This is a genomic window from Rhodanobacter ginsengisoli (assembly GCF_042657065.1).
GTDB classification, from domain to species: Bacteria; Pseudomonadota; Gammaproteobacteria; order Xanthomonadales; family Rhodanobacteraceae; genus Rhodanobacter; species Rhodanobacter ginsengisoli.
The window spans coordinates 858897-873036 of record NZ_JBHSNF010000002.1; the positions used below are offsets into that span (position 1 = coordinate 858897).

Below are 14140 nucleotides of genomic sequence, written 5' to 3' on the forward strand. Positions count from 1 at the left end.
ATGGACGCGCAACGACCGGGCAAGAGGAGCATATTCCGCTCACGTATCTTCGCCATTCCCCACCCATTTCTCACTCCTCTGCCCTTATTTCTCAACCGCCGCCTGCAGGCGCGCCGCCCAGTCGATCGTGCTGTCGCCGACCGCGACGAACTCGGGATTAAGCAGCGACTCACCACGGTTGTAACGGAACGGCCGACCGGCCATGTCCAGTACCGCACCGCCGGCCTCGTCCAGCACGCATTGGGCTGCGGCGGTATCCCACTCGCTGGTCAGACCCAGGCGTAGATAGAGGTCCGCCGCGCCGCGTGCGATGAGACAGAACTTCAATGACGAACCGAGCGGCAGGAGTTCGTAGTCGCTTCCGATCAGCTGCTGCAGAAGGGTACCCTGCGTGCCGCCATGCGAACGGCTGCCGGCCACTTGCGCCGGCGTCCCCAGCGGACGCGTGCGGATGCGCTGCCATTCGCCATCCACCGGCGTCTGCAGCCAGGCACCGTGTCCGTGCGCACCGATGTACAGCTCACCGGTGACCGGCGCCAGCACCACGCCCAGCACGGATCGGTGCTGATCGATCAGGGCGATGTTGACGGTGAACTCGCCATTGCGCTTGATGAACTCGCGGGTGCCGTCGAGCGGGTCGACCAGCCAGTAACGCGACCATTGCCGGCGCTCCGACCAGGCCAGCAACTTGGCCTCTTCCGACAGCACCGGCAGGTGCGGTTCGAGCTGTGCCAGTCCGGTCATGATGACCTGCTGGGCAGCCAGATCGGCAGCGGTCAACGGCGACTCGTCCGCCTTGGTCTGCACCGCGAAGTCGCTGTAATAGATCTCAAGGATGGCCGCACCGGCGGCACGGGCAATCTCGCCGACCTGGCGGGCAAGTTCCGGTGGCGTACTCATGAGCGCTGGAAGCGCCCGGCGAGGTATTCGCGGGCCATGAACAACGCGGCAATCGAGCGTCCCTCGGTCACGTCATCGCGACCGATCAGGGTATGCAGTTCGGACATTTTCCACGGCACCACTTCAAGCTCCTCCGGTTCGTCGCCCGCCAGGCGCTCGGGGTAAAGGTCCTGCGCCAGTACCACGTGCGCCATATGGGTCATGTACGCTGGCGACAGCGACAGGTTGTGCAATATCTTCAGCTTGCGCGCGCCATAGCCGATCTCTTCCTTCAGCTCGCGGTTGGCACCCTGTTCGGCCGTTTCGTCCTGGTCCAGCCGGCCCTTCGGCAGGCCCAGTTCGTAACGCCCCACCCCGCCACCGTATTCGCGCACCAGCAGCACGGTGTCGTCATCGATCATGGGCACCATGATCACCGCGCCCAGACCGCTGCCTTTCAGCCGTTCATAGGTGCGCCGCACGCCGTTGGAGAACTCCAGGTCGATCTGTTCGACTTTCAGGAAGCGGCTGTCGCTGACGTCCCGCGTGGCATGGATGATCGGTGGTTTGCGCATCACGGGATTCTAGCGCGTGCCGCCGCCGGGGCGCAGTCGTTGCAGCGCCTGCGCATGAATGGACGGCGTCGCGGCCAGCACGCTGCGGGTGTCCAGCGTCAATGGCACACCGTCCAGATCGGTGAACACGCCGCCGGCTTCGCGCACGATCACCGCCAGGGCGGCAATGTCGAGAATGTTCACATCCGACTCGATCACCAGATCCAGGCTGCCTCGCGCCAGCAGGTGGTAATGGCAGAAATCGCCGTAGCCACGGATCCGGTTGCTGTCGTGGATCAGCGCGCCCAGGGCATCCCAGCGTCCATCGGCGGTAAGCGTCCTCACGTTGCCGATGGAGATCGACGTCTCGCCGATCGTGTGGGTGTCGGCCACCTGGACCCGCGCACCGTCGAGCCAGGCACCGGCACCGACGCTCGCCCACATCGTCTCGCCATACACCGGCGCACTCGACACGCCGAGTACCAGCTCATCGCCATCCATCAGCGCGATCTGGGTCGAGAAGAACGGCGTACGACGCACGAAGCTCTTGGTGCCGTCGAGCGGATCGACCAGCCAAAGCAAACGTTCACGCTCGCCTTCGAGGCCGAACTCCTCACCGTAGATCGACGCCTGCGGCAATGCCGCCTGCAGGATCTGCCGGATCGCGCGCTCGGCCTCACGGTCGGCAATGGTCACCGGGGTGGCGTCGGCCTTCAACTCCACCTCGACGCCACGCCGCCAGTAGTGCTTGATCACTTCGGCAGCCGCGGCAGCGGCCTCGCGTGCGGCCGCCAGCGCCGCTGCGGCGATATCGGGATTCATTTTTGTCTTGCGTCCTTGTCTGGCGATGGCACCGGCATGCCGCCGGCCAGGCCACCGTGGTGTCGGATATGCACGCTGCCGTCGCTGGATGCCGGCCCCAGCCGGGCCAGCCAACGGCGCAGCCGCGGGTCAGTCTGTCGCGCGCGCAGCGTCGCGTCCAGTCGCCAGCCGAGCGGGCTGAGCTGCAAATGTCCATCGGCCTGCAGGGGCCCGTTGCCCTCATCGCGCAGTTGCGCGCGGATCACTCCGTCCTGCGCCTGTGCCTGCGCCTCCAGCGCGCCAAGCGCAATGTCGCCCTCCGGCGTGCGGATGACGGCGTGCCGCCAGTGCGCCTGCGCCTGCAATTGCAGGGGCCAGCCACCCTGCAACAGGGCATGCTCGACCGTCAGTTCCAGTTCGCCCCGTGGCTGACCCAGCGACCCGGCCGCGTAGGGTGCCAGCGTGGCCAGCTCGGCGTGCAGCTGCAACCCATGCGCTTCGATACGGCCATCCGGCAGTCGTTGCACGCGAGCGGAAAAACCCAGTTGTGGCCCGTCGAACGCCAGCTGCAGCCGCAGCTGGCCGAACAGGGCACGCCGCGACAACTGCCAGCGCAACTCGCCCAGCGGATGCCCGTCGATGGCCATGAGTTCGCCCGCGCGGCCGTCCCACACCGTGCCCTGCACCTGCTTCAGATGCAGTCCATGCAATCGCGATTCGATCCAGGGCATGGCCCAGCGCGCCGGCAGGAACCACAGCAGCAAGGCCGCGACCGACACCACTGCAGAGAGACCGAGCAGCCATTTTCGCGAAGACTTCAAGCGTCGATTCCCGGGAATGTCCGTACGCGGACTTGAGCGTCCATCGTGCAGCACCGATGATAGCCGGATGAGCAATCCCGAAAACAGCAATGCCGCCCTTGCCGCGCGCGACCTGAAACACCTGTGGCACCCATGCACACAGATGCACGATCATGAAAGCGTACCGATGGTGCCGATCGTGCGCGGCGACGGCGCCTGGCTCATCGATGCCGATGGCCGCCGCTACCTGGATGGCATCAGTTCGTGGTGGACCAATCTGTTCGGCCATGCCAACCCGCGCATCGCCGCCGCACTGGCCGCGCAGGCGAGCACGCTCGAGCACGTGATCTTCGCCGGCTTCACCCACGAGCCGGCGATCGAGCTGGCCGAGGAACTGGTCCGCGTCGCACCGCCGGGACTGGAGCGGGTGTTCTACGCCGACAACGGCTCGTCGGCAATCGAAGTGGCGCTGAAGATGAGCTTCCATTACTGGCTCAACCAGGGACACGGCGAGAAGACCCGCTTCATCGCACTCAGCGGCAGCTATCACGGCGAGACGCTGGGGGCACTGTCGGTGAGCGACGTGGCGCTGTACCGCAAGACCTACGCGCCGCTGCTGCTGACACCCTTCCTGGCGCCCTCACCGGACAGTTACGAAGGCGAGCCCGGCGAAAGCCCCGCGCAGGTCGCGGCACGCCGCCTGCAGGACCTGCGCGTGTTGCTGGAACGTCACGCGCATGAAACCTGCGCGGTGATCGTCGAACCGCTGGTGCAGTGCGCCGGCGGCATGCGCATGTATCACCCTGATTACCTGACCGGCCTGCGCGCCCTGTGCGACGAGTTCGCGGTGCACTTCATCGCCGACGAGATCGCGGTAGGCTTCGGGCGCACCGGCTCCTTGTTCGCCTGCGAACAGGCGCTGGTGACACCCGACTTCATGTGCCTGTCGAAGGGGCTGACGGCGGGTTTCCTGCCGCTGTCGGCGGTACTCACGACTACCCGCATCTATGAGGCGTTCTACGCGGAATACAGCGCCGGCAAGGCGTTCCTGCACTCGCACAGCTATACCGGCAACCCGCTGGCCTGTCGGGTCGCGCTGGAGACGCTGGCGATCTTCCGCGACGAACCGGTACTCGAACGCAATCGCCAACTCGCCGCACATCTGGCCAGGCGACTGGAGCCGCTGCGCGGGCATCCTCATGTGGCCGACGTGCGCCAGACCGGCATGATCGCGGCAATCGAACTGGTGGCCGACAAGGCCACGCGGCGCCCGTTTCCGTCATCCGAACGACGCGGGTTGCGCGTCTACCTGCATGGACTGCGGCAGGGCGTCCTGTTGCGCCCGCTCGGCAATGTGATCTATTTCATGCCGCCGTACGTGGTCACCGAACAGGAACTCGACCTGCTGGTCGACACCGCGATCAGCGGCATCGCGCGCGCAGTGACGGACTGAGCCTGGTCCATGCCGCGAAAGCGGTCGCGCGGCATCCGGCGGGAAAACTCAGTGTCCACCGCTGATGCTGGGATCGAGCATCTGCAGCGCGCGGGCATTGTTGATCGCACCGGTACGACGCAATTCGTCTCCGCTGTAGCTGCGGCCGTGGACGGGCAGACACTCACCCTTTTTCGGTGGAATCAGACTGCCGGTATGGCGCAGGCAATCGCGATCGCCGGGCTTGACCAGGCGGTGGTCGGCCACTGCCGGCTTCTGGCTGGCATGGCTGGCCTGATCCGTGGCCGTCGGCGGCGTATCCCGGGCGACGGCGATGGTGCCGATGCCGAGACCAGCGATCAGGGTGCACGCGACAATGGATAACCTGAACATGACGAAGACCTCGTTGAGTTGCCAAGAGCCAGTCCCATGCTGCTCCCATCGAAGGCGTCAGGCAATCCTTGCCACCCGGTCATCTCACCGGCATTCAGTTTTGCCCGGCTTCAGGGGTTCTTTCGGCTGGCGAAAGCTCCGCTATGCTTGAGGTTTATCGGTGAGCCGTTGCATGCGAACCATCCGCCTCCATGTTGCCCTGCCACTTGCCGTCGGTGCCGAATTGCCGTTGCCGGCGCAGGCGAGCGAACACGCCACGCGCGTGCTCCGCCTGGTCGCCGGCGACCCGCTGACCCTGTTCAATGGCGATGGCTGCGATTACCCGTCCAGCATCCTCGTGACCGGCAAACGCGAGGTCACGGTGAGGGTCGAATCCAGACTGCTCCTGCACAACGAGTCGCCCTTGCCGCTGACCCTGGCCCAGGGCGTGGCGCGCGGCGAAAAGATGGATCTGATCGTGCAGAAGGCGACCGAGCTGGGTGTCGTCCGCATCGTGCCGCTGCTGACCGAGCGCTCGGAAGTGAAACTGGATGCCGCCCGCGCCGAAAAGCGCCTGGCGCACTGGCGCGCCGTGGCAGCCAGTGCCTGCGAGCAGAGTGGCCGTGCGTGCGTGCCCGAGATCACTCCGGCGACGCCGTTGCCGGTCTGGCTGGGCAGCCTGGCCGAAGACGGTGCGCTGCGCCTGGCGCTGCTGCCCGAAGCCTCCCGCTCGTCCCGCGAGTTGCGATTCCCTGCCGCTGGCGGCCTGCTGGTGGTCGGCCCGGAAGGTGGCCTGGGTGAACGTGATGTGGGCGCCTTGACGGCCGCCGGCTTCGATGGCCTGCGACTGGGGCCGCGCATCCTGCGTACCGAGACGGCGGGGCTGGCCGCGCTGGCAGCTTTGCAGGCATTGCACGGCGACGGTTAGACCGGCGGCGTCCTGCCTCAATCCGCCGCGTCGGAAGACTCGGGCAACTCCGACGACGCGTCGGACTCCACGGATGCGGTCAGCTCGGTATCGTCGAGCAGATCCAGCAATTCGGCTTCGATCCATTCCAGGTCCGGGATCATCGCCACGTCATCGCGCACCAGCACGTGCGCACGCACGCCCGGCGGCAATGCGCTGCCGTCGTGGGTCGGAATGATCAATTCGGCATTCAACGTGGTCAGTCGCGGAAAACCCTGGGTCAACACCGCGATGAACGGCAGTTTCGGGTTGCCGCCGAGCGCCTTCAGCACGGCCACGCGAACGCTCAGCTCGGCGTCCCCTTCCTCGGTCCCGGTCAGGCGGGTAAACGACACCAGCGGCACACGCCAGCCACGCCAGGCAATGCGACCCACCAGCCACTCCGGCGCCCCGGCCACCGGCTCGGGTGTGCTCTGGGTGATCACCTCGGCGATGGTGGCATTGGGCAGCAGCAGACGCAGGTTGCCGACGGGCACCAGAACGCAACGGATTTCACGCGGCAGCGGATCATTCATGGAAACACCTCGAGCAGGTGCGCCACCAGTTCGGGCGGCGTACCGGAAAAACTGACCAGTCGTTCGGCAAATATTCCGCTGACCATGTCGGCAAAATGTTCTCCGGACGACGACTCTACCCATACCTCGCCGCCGCGATCATGGATCGCCTGCGCGCCGGCAACCGCATCATTGCCGCGCCCGGCGAACACGATCGCCAACGCGTCACGACCGAACGCACTCGCCGCCATCGTGAAGCTGGTGTCGATCGAGGGATCCCCCGTCGCCTCCTGCCCGATGGGCTGCAGCTCGACGATGCCATCGCGACGCAAGCGCACTTGCTGCCCTGCGGGAACGACCAGCACCTCGCCAACCCTGGCGCGACTGCCTTGCCGAGCCAGCTGAACCGGCAAGGCGCAGTGTGCGGCGAACCGCTCCACCAGCGCCACATCCGACTGCTGACCCAGATGCTGGGTGTGCAGGAAGGTCAATCTCGCGGTCGATGGCAGTGCGCCAAGGAAGGCACAGACCGATTCGACGCCATCGACCGCCGCACCGAGCAGCACGACGCGGCTCAGCGCCGAACCCAGTTCGTCGAGCACCATCTCGTGTTCATGCACATAGGGCTGTGGCGCGATCGCTTCCTCTATCGACATCAGTTCGAGGCTCATCTTCGGCTCGAACTCGGGTGCGCTCGGCTCGACATCCGGCGCAAGAAAATCGGCCGCCGTCATTTTCACGATGCCGAACGCCGTGGCGTCGGGCTCTCCGGTGGCGTTGGACGCAGCCGAAGGTGCCTCGTCATCCAGCAGCGCCCAGCCATCCGGCGCACGCACCGACGGGGGGTTCGCGGGAATGACCGGCTCGGCTGCCGCGGCGGGCGTCGTGGTGATCGACGGATCGGTCATCGTCGACAATTGCAGATGATCCAGCTGGAACGCTGGCGGTGTCGCTCCTGACGATGTCTCGCTGGATTCGTCCGGCAATGGGCGGTGCTGGCCCGTCGAATCCGATGACTGTTCCGGGTCGGGCGATGTCGCCGGCGCGCCAAAGTTGCCGTCATGCAGGGGCGGCAACTCATCTTCGTCGAGGTAACGCAGACCGGGACCGGTCGTGTCTTCATCATCCATCTGCAGTTCGCCGGAAGCCAGCAGGGCCTCCAGTTCGCTCGCCAGGTTTTCCGATTCGGCCGCCGCATCCTGTTCGTGCTGGCCGTCGGTGGCATCGGGCATCGGGAAATCCGATTCCGACCCCGCGTCCGGCTCCGGCTCTTGTACCGCTACCGGAACCGGGTCCTGCGGCATTTCCGCGAGCGCCGGTTCCACGTCGGGATCGGCGAATGCCGCAACCGGCTCATCCGCCTTGGGCGCAGCGGTCTGCACCGGTGGGGTGGAAGGCAATTCGACCACACGGGCCTCTTCGGGTCGTGGCGGATCGACATCGGCGATCGCCAGGACCTTGGCCGCCAGATGCCGCGCCCAACGCGCGCGATCCCAGCCGAGCAGCGTACGGCTGGCCTGCGCATCGTTGAAGACCAGTCGCGGGCGGTCGCCTTCGATCAACTCGTACAGGTGATCGAGTGCGTCGTCGGCACTGTCGTCCAGGTTGACCACCAGCACATCGACGCCAGCATCCTGCAGCAACTCGCGACTCAGGCTGGACACTTCGCCCTCGTGAACGATCCGTGCACCGCGCTCGCTCAACGCGTCGCGCAGGTGGCCACCCAGCTCGGTATCGTCGAAGAGCAGGGCAACCGCCGGAGCCAGATCAGTCATTGACCCGCTCCAGCGCGCGCTGCTCCAGCACCTCGCTGATCTGCACCAGAAGGTCGGCTTCCTGATACGGCTTGCCGAGATAGCGATCCACCCCGATATCGAACGCGCGCTGGCGATGCTTGTCGCCACTGCGGGAGGTGATCATGATGATCGGCACATCCCGCAGGCGCGGGTCGGCCTTCATGTGGGTCGCCAGCTCATAACCGTCCATGCGCGGCATTTCGATATCCAGCAACATGAGATCGGGAACCCGCTCATGCAGCTTCTCGATCGCATCGATACCGTCCTTCGCCGTGCTGACTTCGTATTCGTGGCGCTCCAGCACGCGACCGGTGACCTTGCGCATGGTGATCGAGTCGTCCACCACCATCACCAGCGGCCGCTCCTTCACTTCCTCGATGATCGGTGCCTGGACGGCACTGAGACCTTCGGCCAGACGCTGCTCGCGGCGGATGATGCCGTGACGAACCAGCGGCGCCAGATCCAGAATGATCAGCACCGAACCATCGCCCATGATCGTGGCGCCTAGCAGACCCGGCACCGAACTGATCTGTGGACCGACCGACTTGACCACGATCTCGCGTGAGCCGAGCACTGCGTCGATGCGGATCGCCGCACGCAGATCGCCCGCGCGGGTCAGCAGCAGCGGCTGCTGCTCGCCCTCGGCCGGCAGACCGGGTGGAAGCCCCAGCAACTCGGCCAGGTCATGAATGCCATAACCCTCGTTGCCGGACTGGAATGTCGGCTCGTCCGCCTTCAGCAGTTCGGTGAGATCATCCGGGTTGACCCTGGCCACACCCTGGACCGAGGTCATCGGAATGGCGAACGTGGCCTCGCCAATGCGGACCAGGATGGCCTGGGTGACGGCGAGCGTGAACGGCAGGCGCAGGATGAAGGTGGTGCCCTTGCCCTCGTCCGATTCGATCGACAGCGAACCACCGAGCTGCTTGATCTCATTCGCCACCACATCCATGCCGACGCCGCGACCCGCCAACTGGGTGATCTTGCTGGCGGTGGAGAAGCCGGGCTGGGTGATCAGCGAGAGCAGCTGGTTGTCGGTGGGCCGGGTGTCGGCACGCAACAGTCCGCGCTCGATGCCGCGCTTGCGGATCGCCTCGCGGTTCAGGCCACGACCGTCGTCGCTGACCCGGATCACGACCTCGGTGGCTTCGCGTGCCACCTGGATATGCACCGAGCCTTCGGCCGGCTTGCCCACCTTGCGGCGTTCGGCCGGGGTCTCGATGCCGTGAGCAATCGCGTTGCGCAGCATGTGCTCGAATGGCGCCTTGATGCGGTCGAGCAGGTTGCGATCCATTTCGCCGTGCGCACCGGCCACGTAAAGCTGGGCGTTCTTGTTCTGTTCCTGCGCTGCCTGCCGCAGGGTTCGGCGAAGATTCGGCACCATCGTGTCGAACGGCAGCATGCGCGTGCGCAGCAAACCGTCCTGCAGCTCGGTGCTGACTCGCGACTGCTGGATCAGCAACGTCTCGGCCTGGCGGGTCAACTCGTCCAGCATGTTCTGGATCGAGACCAGATCGGACACCGACTCGGCCAGCGCACGGGAATACTGCTGCAGCTGCGAGTAGCGATCGAGTTCGAGCGGATCGAACACGGTCAGGCCGGCCTCGCGATGCTCGCGCTGGAAGCGCGCGATGATCTGCGCCTCGGTCTCGATTTCGAGCATGCGCAGCTGGCTGCGCAGGCGCGCGACGGTCTGTTCCAGCTCGACCAGGTTGAAGCGGTAGCCGGCAACCTGCTGTTCCAGTCGCGAACGATAGATCGCGACTTCGCCGGCATGATTGACCAGGCTGTCGAGCAGATCGGCACGAACGCGGATCTGCTCCTGGGAGGAATGCACCTCCTCCTCCATCTCCGGCATCAACTCGGGCAGGTCGAGTTCGTTGACTACCTTCGGCGCCTGCGACCGCGAAACCTTCGGCATGGCCGTCGGCATCGGCATCTCCGCCGGCTCCGCATCGTCGGTCAGAACGGTCTCGCCAGCCATGCCCAGAAGGTGATCGATCATCCCCTTCGGATACTCGGATGCCTGTCCTTGCGAGACCTGCTGCACCAGGGCATGCAACTGATCGAAGCTCGCTTCGAGTGCCGCTATCAGGGTACCGGTCTTGCCGGCATCCCGGATCGGCTTTTCGAGCAGGGTCTCGATCGCGTGGGTCAGATCGCCCACCGCAACCAGCCCGGCGATTCGCGCACCACCCTTGAGGGTATGCAGATCGCGTTGCAACTCGGCCACATGGCTAAGCTCGGCCGGCTCGGCATGCCACTGCGCCAGCACGCCATCGGCGTGATCAAGAATCTCGCGCGCCTCGTCAATGAACACCTCCAGCAGATCGGCATCGATCTCGCCGGATCCAGCCAATGCATAGGCCGGCTTCGGCGTCGCCTCGGCCTCGGCCTCGGCATCTGCAACCTTCTCGGCGGCAGCCTGTTCGGCCTCGGCCTGCTCGATCGCGGCCTGCTCGATCGCGGCTTGCTCGGCTGCGGCTTGCTCGATTGCGGCTTGCTCGATTGCGGCTTGCTCGGCTGCGGCTTGCTCGGCTGCGGCTTGCTCGGCTGCGGCTTGCTCGGCTGCAGCTTGCTCGGCTGCGGCTTGCTCGGCTGCAGCTTGTTCTGCAGCCAACTTCTCAGCGGCGATCTTCTCGGCCGCGGCATCCCGCGCCGCCTGTTCTGCGGCTGCCTGTTCTGCAGCCGCTTGCTCGGCACCGGCGTCCCCGAGGTCAAACGCACCCAGCGCAGCGACCAGCTCGGCCGCCACCTGATCATGGTGAGCATCGTCTGGATGCACGTCGAGCGTCCGACCTGCGTCAGACGGAAACTCTTCTGCCTCGGCGCCAGCCGCCTCGAAGCCACCGGCTTCGGACGAGGCCGCCGCAGCAGCGTCATCGGCGTCGCCCTGCGCGTCCTCTGTATCCTGCAACTCCAGTTCGCCGACCTGCCGCTCATACACGACATGCGCCACCTGCGACTCGGGGTAGTGATCGCGCATCTCGATGATCTGAGCGGTGAGTGCGTCCACATTCGGCAGTTCCGGCTCGGCAACATCGAACTGGCGCATCACATGGTCGACCACATCGATCGATTCGCCGAGCAGGCCCACGCCCGCGGATGACAACGGCAGGCTGGACGCGCGCAGACGCTTGAACAAGCCTTCCAGTGGCGACAGCAGTTGCGTCAGCAACGGAATGTCGACCATCGCAATGGCACCGTGCAACGTATGCACGGCGCGCAGCAATTCCTCGCCGATCGGCAGTTCGTTGTCGCTGCGCTGGATGGCCGTGCGAATGGTCTGCAGATATTGCGCGACTTCGCTGCGCAGGATTTCCAGCAACACCGGATCCACCGGCGGCATCACCGGCATCGCGATCACGTGGTCATGCTCGACCGGCGCTTGTGCGGCTGCCGCGCTGCCGGCATCGGTCACGCCAGCTTGCGGTATCGCTTGTGCCGCGATGTTCTCGCGCGGGACGCGCCGGGTCACGACGCGGCGAACCGTTTCCATGGCGCGCGGCATCTGATCTTCCAGCCGCGCCTCGTTCCCCGCCGACAGCTGTTCGGCGGTATGCATGATCGCGCTGAGCGGCACGTTCGGCACGCCTTCGCCCTTCAAGGCGCCGAGCAATGGTGGCAACGCGTCGATGGCGTGCCGTACCAGCGCCTGCACGCTCTGATTCGGCTCGATGGTGTTGTCGAGCACGCGGTTGAGCATGTCCTCCACTTTCCATGCAAACTCGCCCAGCACACCGGCCCCCACCAGTCGACCCGAACCCTTCAAGGTGTGGAACGAGCGGCGGATGCTGACCAGTGCAGGGGTCTGCGCCGGATCGGCCAACCAGACTTTTTCCGAACTGCGCAGGTTGTCGATCTCTTCCTGCATTTCTTCCAGGAAGATCTCGCGAATATCGTCGTCGATACCCTCCGCGTTGATATTGAAGCTGGTGTTTGCCGCCAGCGCATCGGGCACCGGCACCTGCTCGAAGACTTCCTCCTCGATCTCGACCCAGTCACCGTCCGCTTGATCGGAAACCTGGCCCTCCACTGCGGCAGCCGAGGTTGCCTCGGTCTGTGCCAGACGCAGGCCGTCCAGATTGTGCACTGGCGGGGCCAACTGCTCCGCATCGCCAATGAACAGGTGTCCCAGATCGTCTCCGGGAAGCAGGCTGACGGATTCGGACAGTTCCGGATGCTGTTCCTGCGCGATGCTGAAGTCGCCAACGGCCTCCGCAGCCGTCTCGACTGCAGCCAGGACCGGCGCCGGGGTCACTTCGCGCATCGACGGCACCGGCCAGTAGCCGAGCAGACCGAGGCTGTGTTCGGCCACGTCGAGGATATGCTCGAGCCCGCCGCGATGCTCGCGTGCGGCCTCGAGGTAATACTCCAGGGCGGCCAGCGCATCGGCCAGATGATCCATCTGCGCGCCGCTGGGCACGCGTCGATCCTCCAGCAACTCATAGTCGATGAAGCGACCGACACCCTGGGCCAGTTCGGCCGGGCGCGGCGACGACAGCATGCGCATGGCGCCGGAAACTTCGTCCATCAGGGTCGGCGCGCCAGCGAGGCGGTCGTGCTCCCAACCGGATTCGACGAACGCAACGATCGCCTCCTTGACCTTGCCGGTATTCCTGATCGCTTCCTGCATCAAGGTAGTGACGACGCCCAGTGCCTCGCTTCGCGGCAAGCCCTGCATGGCATCGGCGGTTGCCGGCTGCTCCTCGGAGCCCAGGCTTTCGATGTGGTCGTCCAGCGACGCCTCGACGTACAGCAATGCGCCGGCCACATCGAGCAGGGTTTCCTCATCGACCGCACGCATGCGATTGGCGATCTCGTCCAGGACCCGACGCTGTTCATTGACCACACGGCGAGGCACTGCCAGCGCCAGCATGCCCAGCGTATCGCCTACTCGCTCGAGCACTTCACCCTGCGCGGCCAGTTGTGCGGGATCACCATCGTGCTGGCGCAGGAACAGATCAAGCGCTTCCTTGACGCGCAACAGATCGTCCTTCAGTGCACGCGATACCGAATCGAGCAGTGCGCGGTTATGCCCGGCCATCGAGCCCTGGGCATGCTCCAGTTCACCGGCCTTGGGTAGCAGGCTGTCCAGCGCGTAAGTGGCGCGCAGTTGCTCCATATGCGGGCTGTTTTGCTTGGCCTGGGCCACGATGTAGAGCAGCTTGCTCGCCACCTCGTCCGCATCGCCCGCACGCAAGCTGTTTTCACCATGCTCGATCAGCAGGCGGATATTGCGATCGACCTTGCCGATCAGCTGACGCACTTCGCCGGCAAAGCCCTTGAGTGCCCCTTGTTCCAGACCTTCCAGCACGCCGGCGGCGATCCACCACAAGCGGCGACCGTGCACGTGATGGCAACGCGCCGTGATGGCCAGCAGGGTCTTGCGCATGCCGATCAGCTGCTGCGCCGTATCCTGCCCCCGGAACCAGCCCAGCAGTTGCTGCTGAAAACGCAGGCGAAGATCCACCAGTTCGCCACGATGTGCCTCGGCGTAGGCCTCGCTCATCGCTGCAGGCGCCTGTTCGGGCAGGAACGCGTCGAGATTGGGGTGGAACATCGACGATTCGCTCAGCGGCGGCTCGCCACGACTGCCACGAAGGTCGTTGAGCAACGGCAGCAACACCACCGGCACATCGCGATGGCCGCTGGACAATCGCTCGAGGTAATCGGGCAATTGCATCAGGCCGCGCATCAAGGCGGCGTAGGCCTCTTCGCGGTGGGCGACGCGATCTTCCAGCAGCGCGATGGCGAGGGCCTCCATCTCCGCGGTCACCATCGCCGCGCCATACAGCTCGACCATCCGCAAGGTGCCGTGCACCTGATGCAGGTGATCCGAACAAGTGCGCATGAAATCGCGCTTGGCCGGATTGTCGACGTAGGACTCCAGTGCCTCGCGGGCGATCGACAACGTGTCGTCGAGCTCCGGCTTGACCCACTGCAGTGTGGTGAAATCGATGTGGTCTTGAAGTCTCATGCGCCTCTCTCAGCGGTTGCACAATGCAAACATCCTGCAACCAGCGAGACTGCCCCCCGTCAAAA

General features: G+C 65.3%; 10 protein-coding genes. 2 read left to right on the top strand and 8 right to left on the bottom strand.

Annotation, left to right across the window (positions count from 1 at the left end):
* Nucleotides 1-84: 84 nt before the first annotated feature.
* Genes cysQ through ACFPPA_RS13115 form a run of 4 tightly spaced genes read right to left on the bottom strand, consistent with a single transcriptional unit; the run spans nucleotide 85 to nucleotide 3055 of the window.
* Nucleotides 85-900: a 3'(2'),5'-bisphosphate nucleotidase CysQ gene (gene cysQ, locus ACFPPA_RS13100; protein WP_377320534.1), complete on the bottom strand. Its 816-nt coding sequence runs from the start codon at nucleotides 898-900 to the stop codon at nucleotides 85-87.
* Complete coding sequence (gene nudE / locus ACFPPA_RS13105; protein WP_377320536.1) at nucleotides 897-1454, bottom strand: ADP compounds hydrolase NudE; 558 nt, start codon at nucleotides 1452-1454, stop codon at nucleotides 897-899. The genes cysQ and nudE overlap by 4 nt, the downstream gene beginning before the upstream one ends.
* Before the next feature lie 9 nt (nucleotides 1455-1463).
* Nucleotides 1464-2255, bottom strand: a complete 792-nt coding sequence (locus ACFPPA_RS13110) for an inositol monophosphatase family protein (protein ID WP_377320538.1) — start codon at nucleotides 2253-2255, stop codon at nucleotides 1464-1466.
* Entirely contained in the window at nucleotides 2252-3055 is an 804-nt protein-coding gene (locus tag ACFPPA_RS13115; RefSeq protein ID WP_377320540.1) for a type II secretion system protein N, read from the bottom strand. Before ACFPPA_RS13115 ends, ACFPPA_RS13110 begins: the two co-directional genes overlap by 4 nt.
* A gap of 67 nt (nucleotides 3056-3122) precedes the next feature.
* On the opposite strand from ACFPPA_RS13115, the gene ACFPPA_RS13120 reads away from it, so the two are divergent.
* The gene (locus tag ACFPPA_RS13120) at nucleotides 3123-4487 is read left to right on the top strand and encodes an adenosylmethionine--8-amino-7-oxononanoate transaminase (RefSeq protein WP_377320542.1); all 1365 of its coding nucleotides are present in this window, start codon (nucleotides 3123-3125) and stop codon (nucleotides 4485-4487) included.
* A 48-nt stretch (nucleotides 4488-4535) separates the two neighbouring features.
* Here ACFPPA_RS13120 and ACFPPA_RS13125 read toward each other — a convergent pair whose 3' ends face one another.
* Nucleotides 4536-4859 (bottom strand): hypothetical protein, encoded by a 324-nt coding sequence (locus ACFPPA_RS13125; protein ID WP_377320544.1) that lies wholly within the window; start codon nucleotides 4857-4859, stop codon nucleotides 4536-4538.
* 172 nt (nucleotides 4860-5031) lie between these two features.
* Between ACFPPA_RS13125 and ACFPPA_RS13130 the strand changes: the two genes are divergently transcribed.
* A complete protein-coding gene (locus ACFPPA_RS13130; RefSeq protein ID WP_377320546.1) occupies nucleotides 5032-5766 on the top strand; it encodes a 16S rRNA (uracil(1498)-N(3))-methyltransferase in 735 nt (244 codons plus the stop codon).
* Nucleotides 5767-5783: 17 nt separating this feature from the next.
* On the opposite strand, the gene ACFPPA_RS13135 is transcribed toward ACFPPA_RS13130, so the two are convergent.
* From ACFPPA_RS13135 to ACFPPA_RS13145, 3 genes are read right to left on the bottom strand one after another with little or no spacing between them, the layout of a single operon-like run.
* Nucleotides 5784-6320 carry a chemotaxis protein CheW gene (locus ACFPPA_RS13135; RefSeq protein ID WP_377320548.1) on the bottom strand — a complete coding sequence of 179 codons (537 nt, stop codon included), beginning with the start codon at nucleotides 6318-6320 and terminating at the stop codon, nucleotides 5784-5786.
* A complete protein-coding gene (locus ACFPPA_RS13140) occupies nucleotides 6317-8074 on the bottom strand; it encodes a chemotaxis protein CheB (protein WP_377320550.1) in 1758 nt (585 codons plus the stop codon). Before ACFPPA_RS13140 ends, ACFPPA_RS13135 begins: the two co-directional genes overlap by 4 nt.
* On the bottom strand, nucleotides 8067-14075 hold the full coding sequence (locus ACFPPA_RS13145) for a FimL-related protein (protein WP_377320552.1): 6009 nt from the start codon (nucleotides 14073-14075) through the stop codon (nucleotides 8067-8069). Before ACFPPA_RS13145 ends, ACFPPA_RS13140 begins: the two co-directional genes overlap by 8 nt.
* Between the last annotated feature and the right edge of the window lie 65 nt (nucleotides 14076-14140).

What these genes read in the sequence shown, in the direction of transcription:
- cysQ (WP_377320534.1), bottom strand. Translation starts at nt 900, where the DNA reads ATGAGTACGCCACCGGAACTTGCCCGCCAGGTCGGCGAGATTGCCCGT.
- nudE (WP_377320536.1), bottom strand. Translation starts at nt 1,454, where the DNA reads ATGCGCAAACCACCGATCATCCATGCCACGCGGGACGTCAGCGACAGC.
- ACFPPA_RS13110 (WP_377320538.1), bottom strand. Translation starts at nt 2,255, where the DNA reads ATGAATCCCGATATCGCCGCAGCGGCGCTGGCGGCCGCACGCGAGGCC.
- ACFPPA_RS13120 (WP_377320542.1), top strand. Translation starts at nt 3,123, where the DNA reads ATGAGCAATCCCGAAAACAGCAATGCCGCCCTTGCCGCGCGCGACCTG.
- ACFPPA_RS13125 (WP_377320544.1), bottom strand. Translation starts at nt 4,859, where the DNA reads ATGTTCAGGTTATCCATTGTCGCGTGCACCCTGATCGCTGGTCTCGGC.
- ACFPPA_RS13130 (WP_377320546.1), top strand. Translation starts at nt 5,032, where the DNA reads ATGCGAACCATCCGCCTCCATGTTGCCCTGCCACTTGCCGTCGGTGCC.
- ACFPPA_RS13135 (WP_377320548.1), bottom strand. Translation starts at nt 6,320, where the DNA reads ATGAATGATCCGCTGCCGCGTGAAATCCGTTGCGTTCTGGTGCCCGTC.
- ACFPPA_RS13140 (WP_377320550.1), bottom strand. Translation starts at nt 8,074, where the DNA reads ATGACTGATCTGGCTCCGGCGGTTGCCCTGCTCTTCGACGATACCGAG.
- ACFPPA_RS13145 (WP_377320552.1), bottom strand. Translation starts at nt 14,075, where the DNA reads ATGAGACTTCAAGACCACATCGATTTCACCACACTGCAGTGGGTCAAG.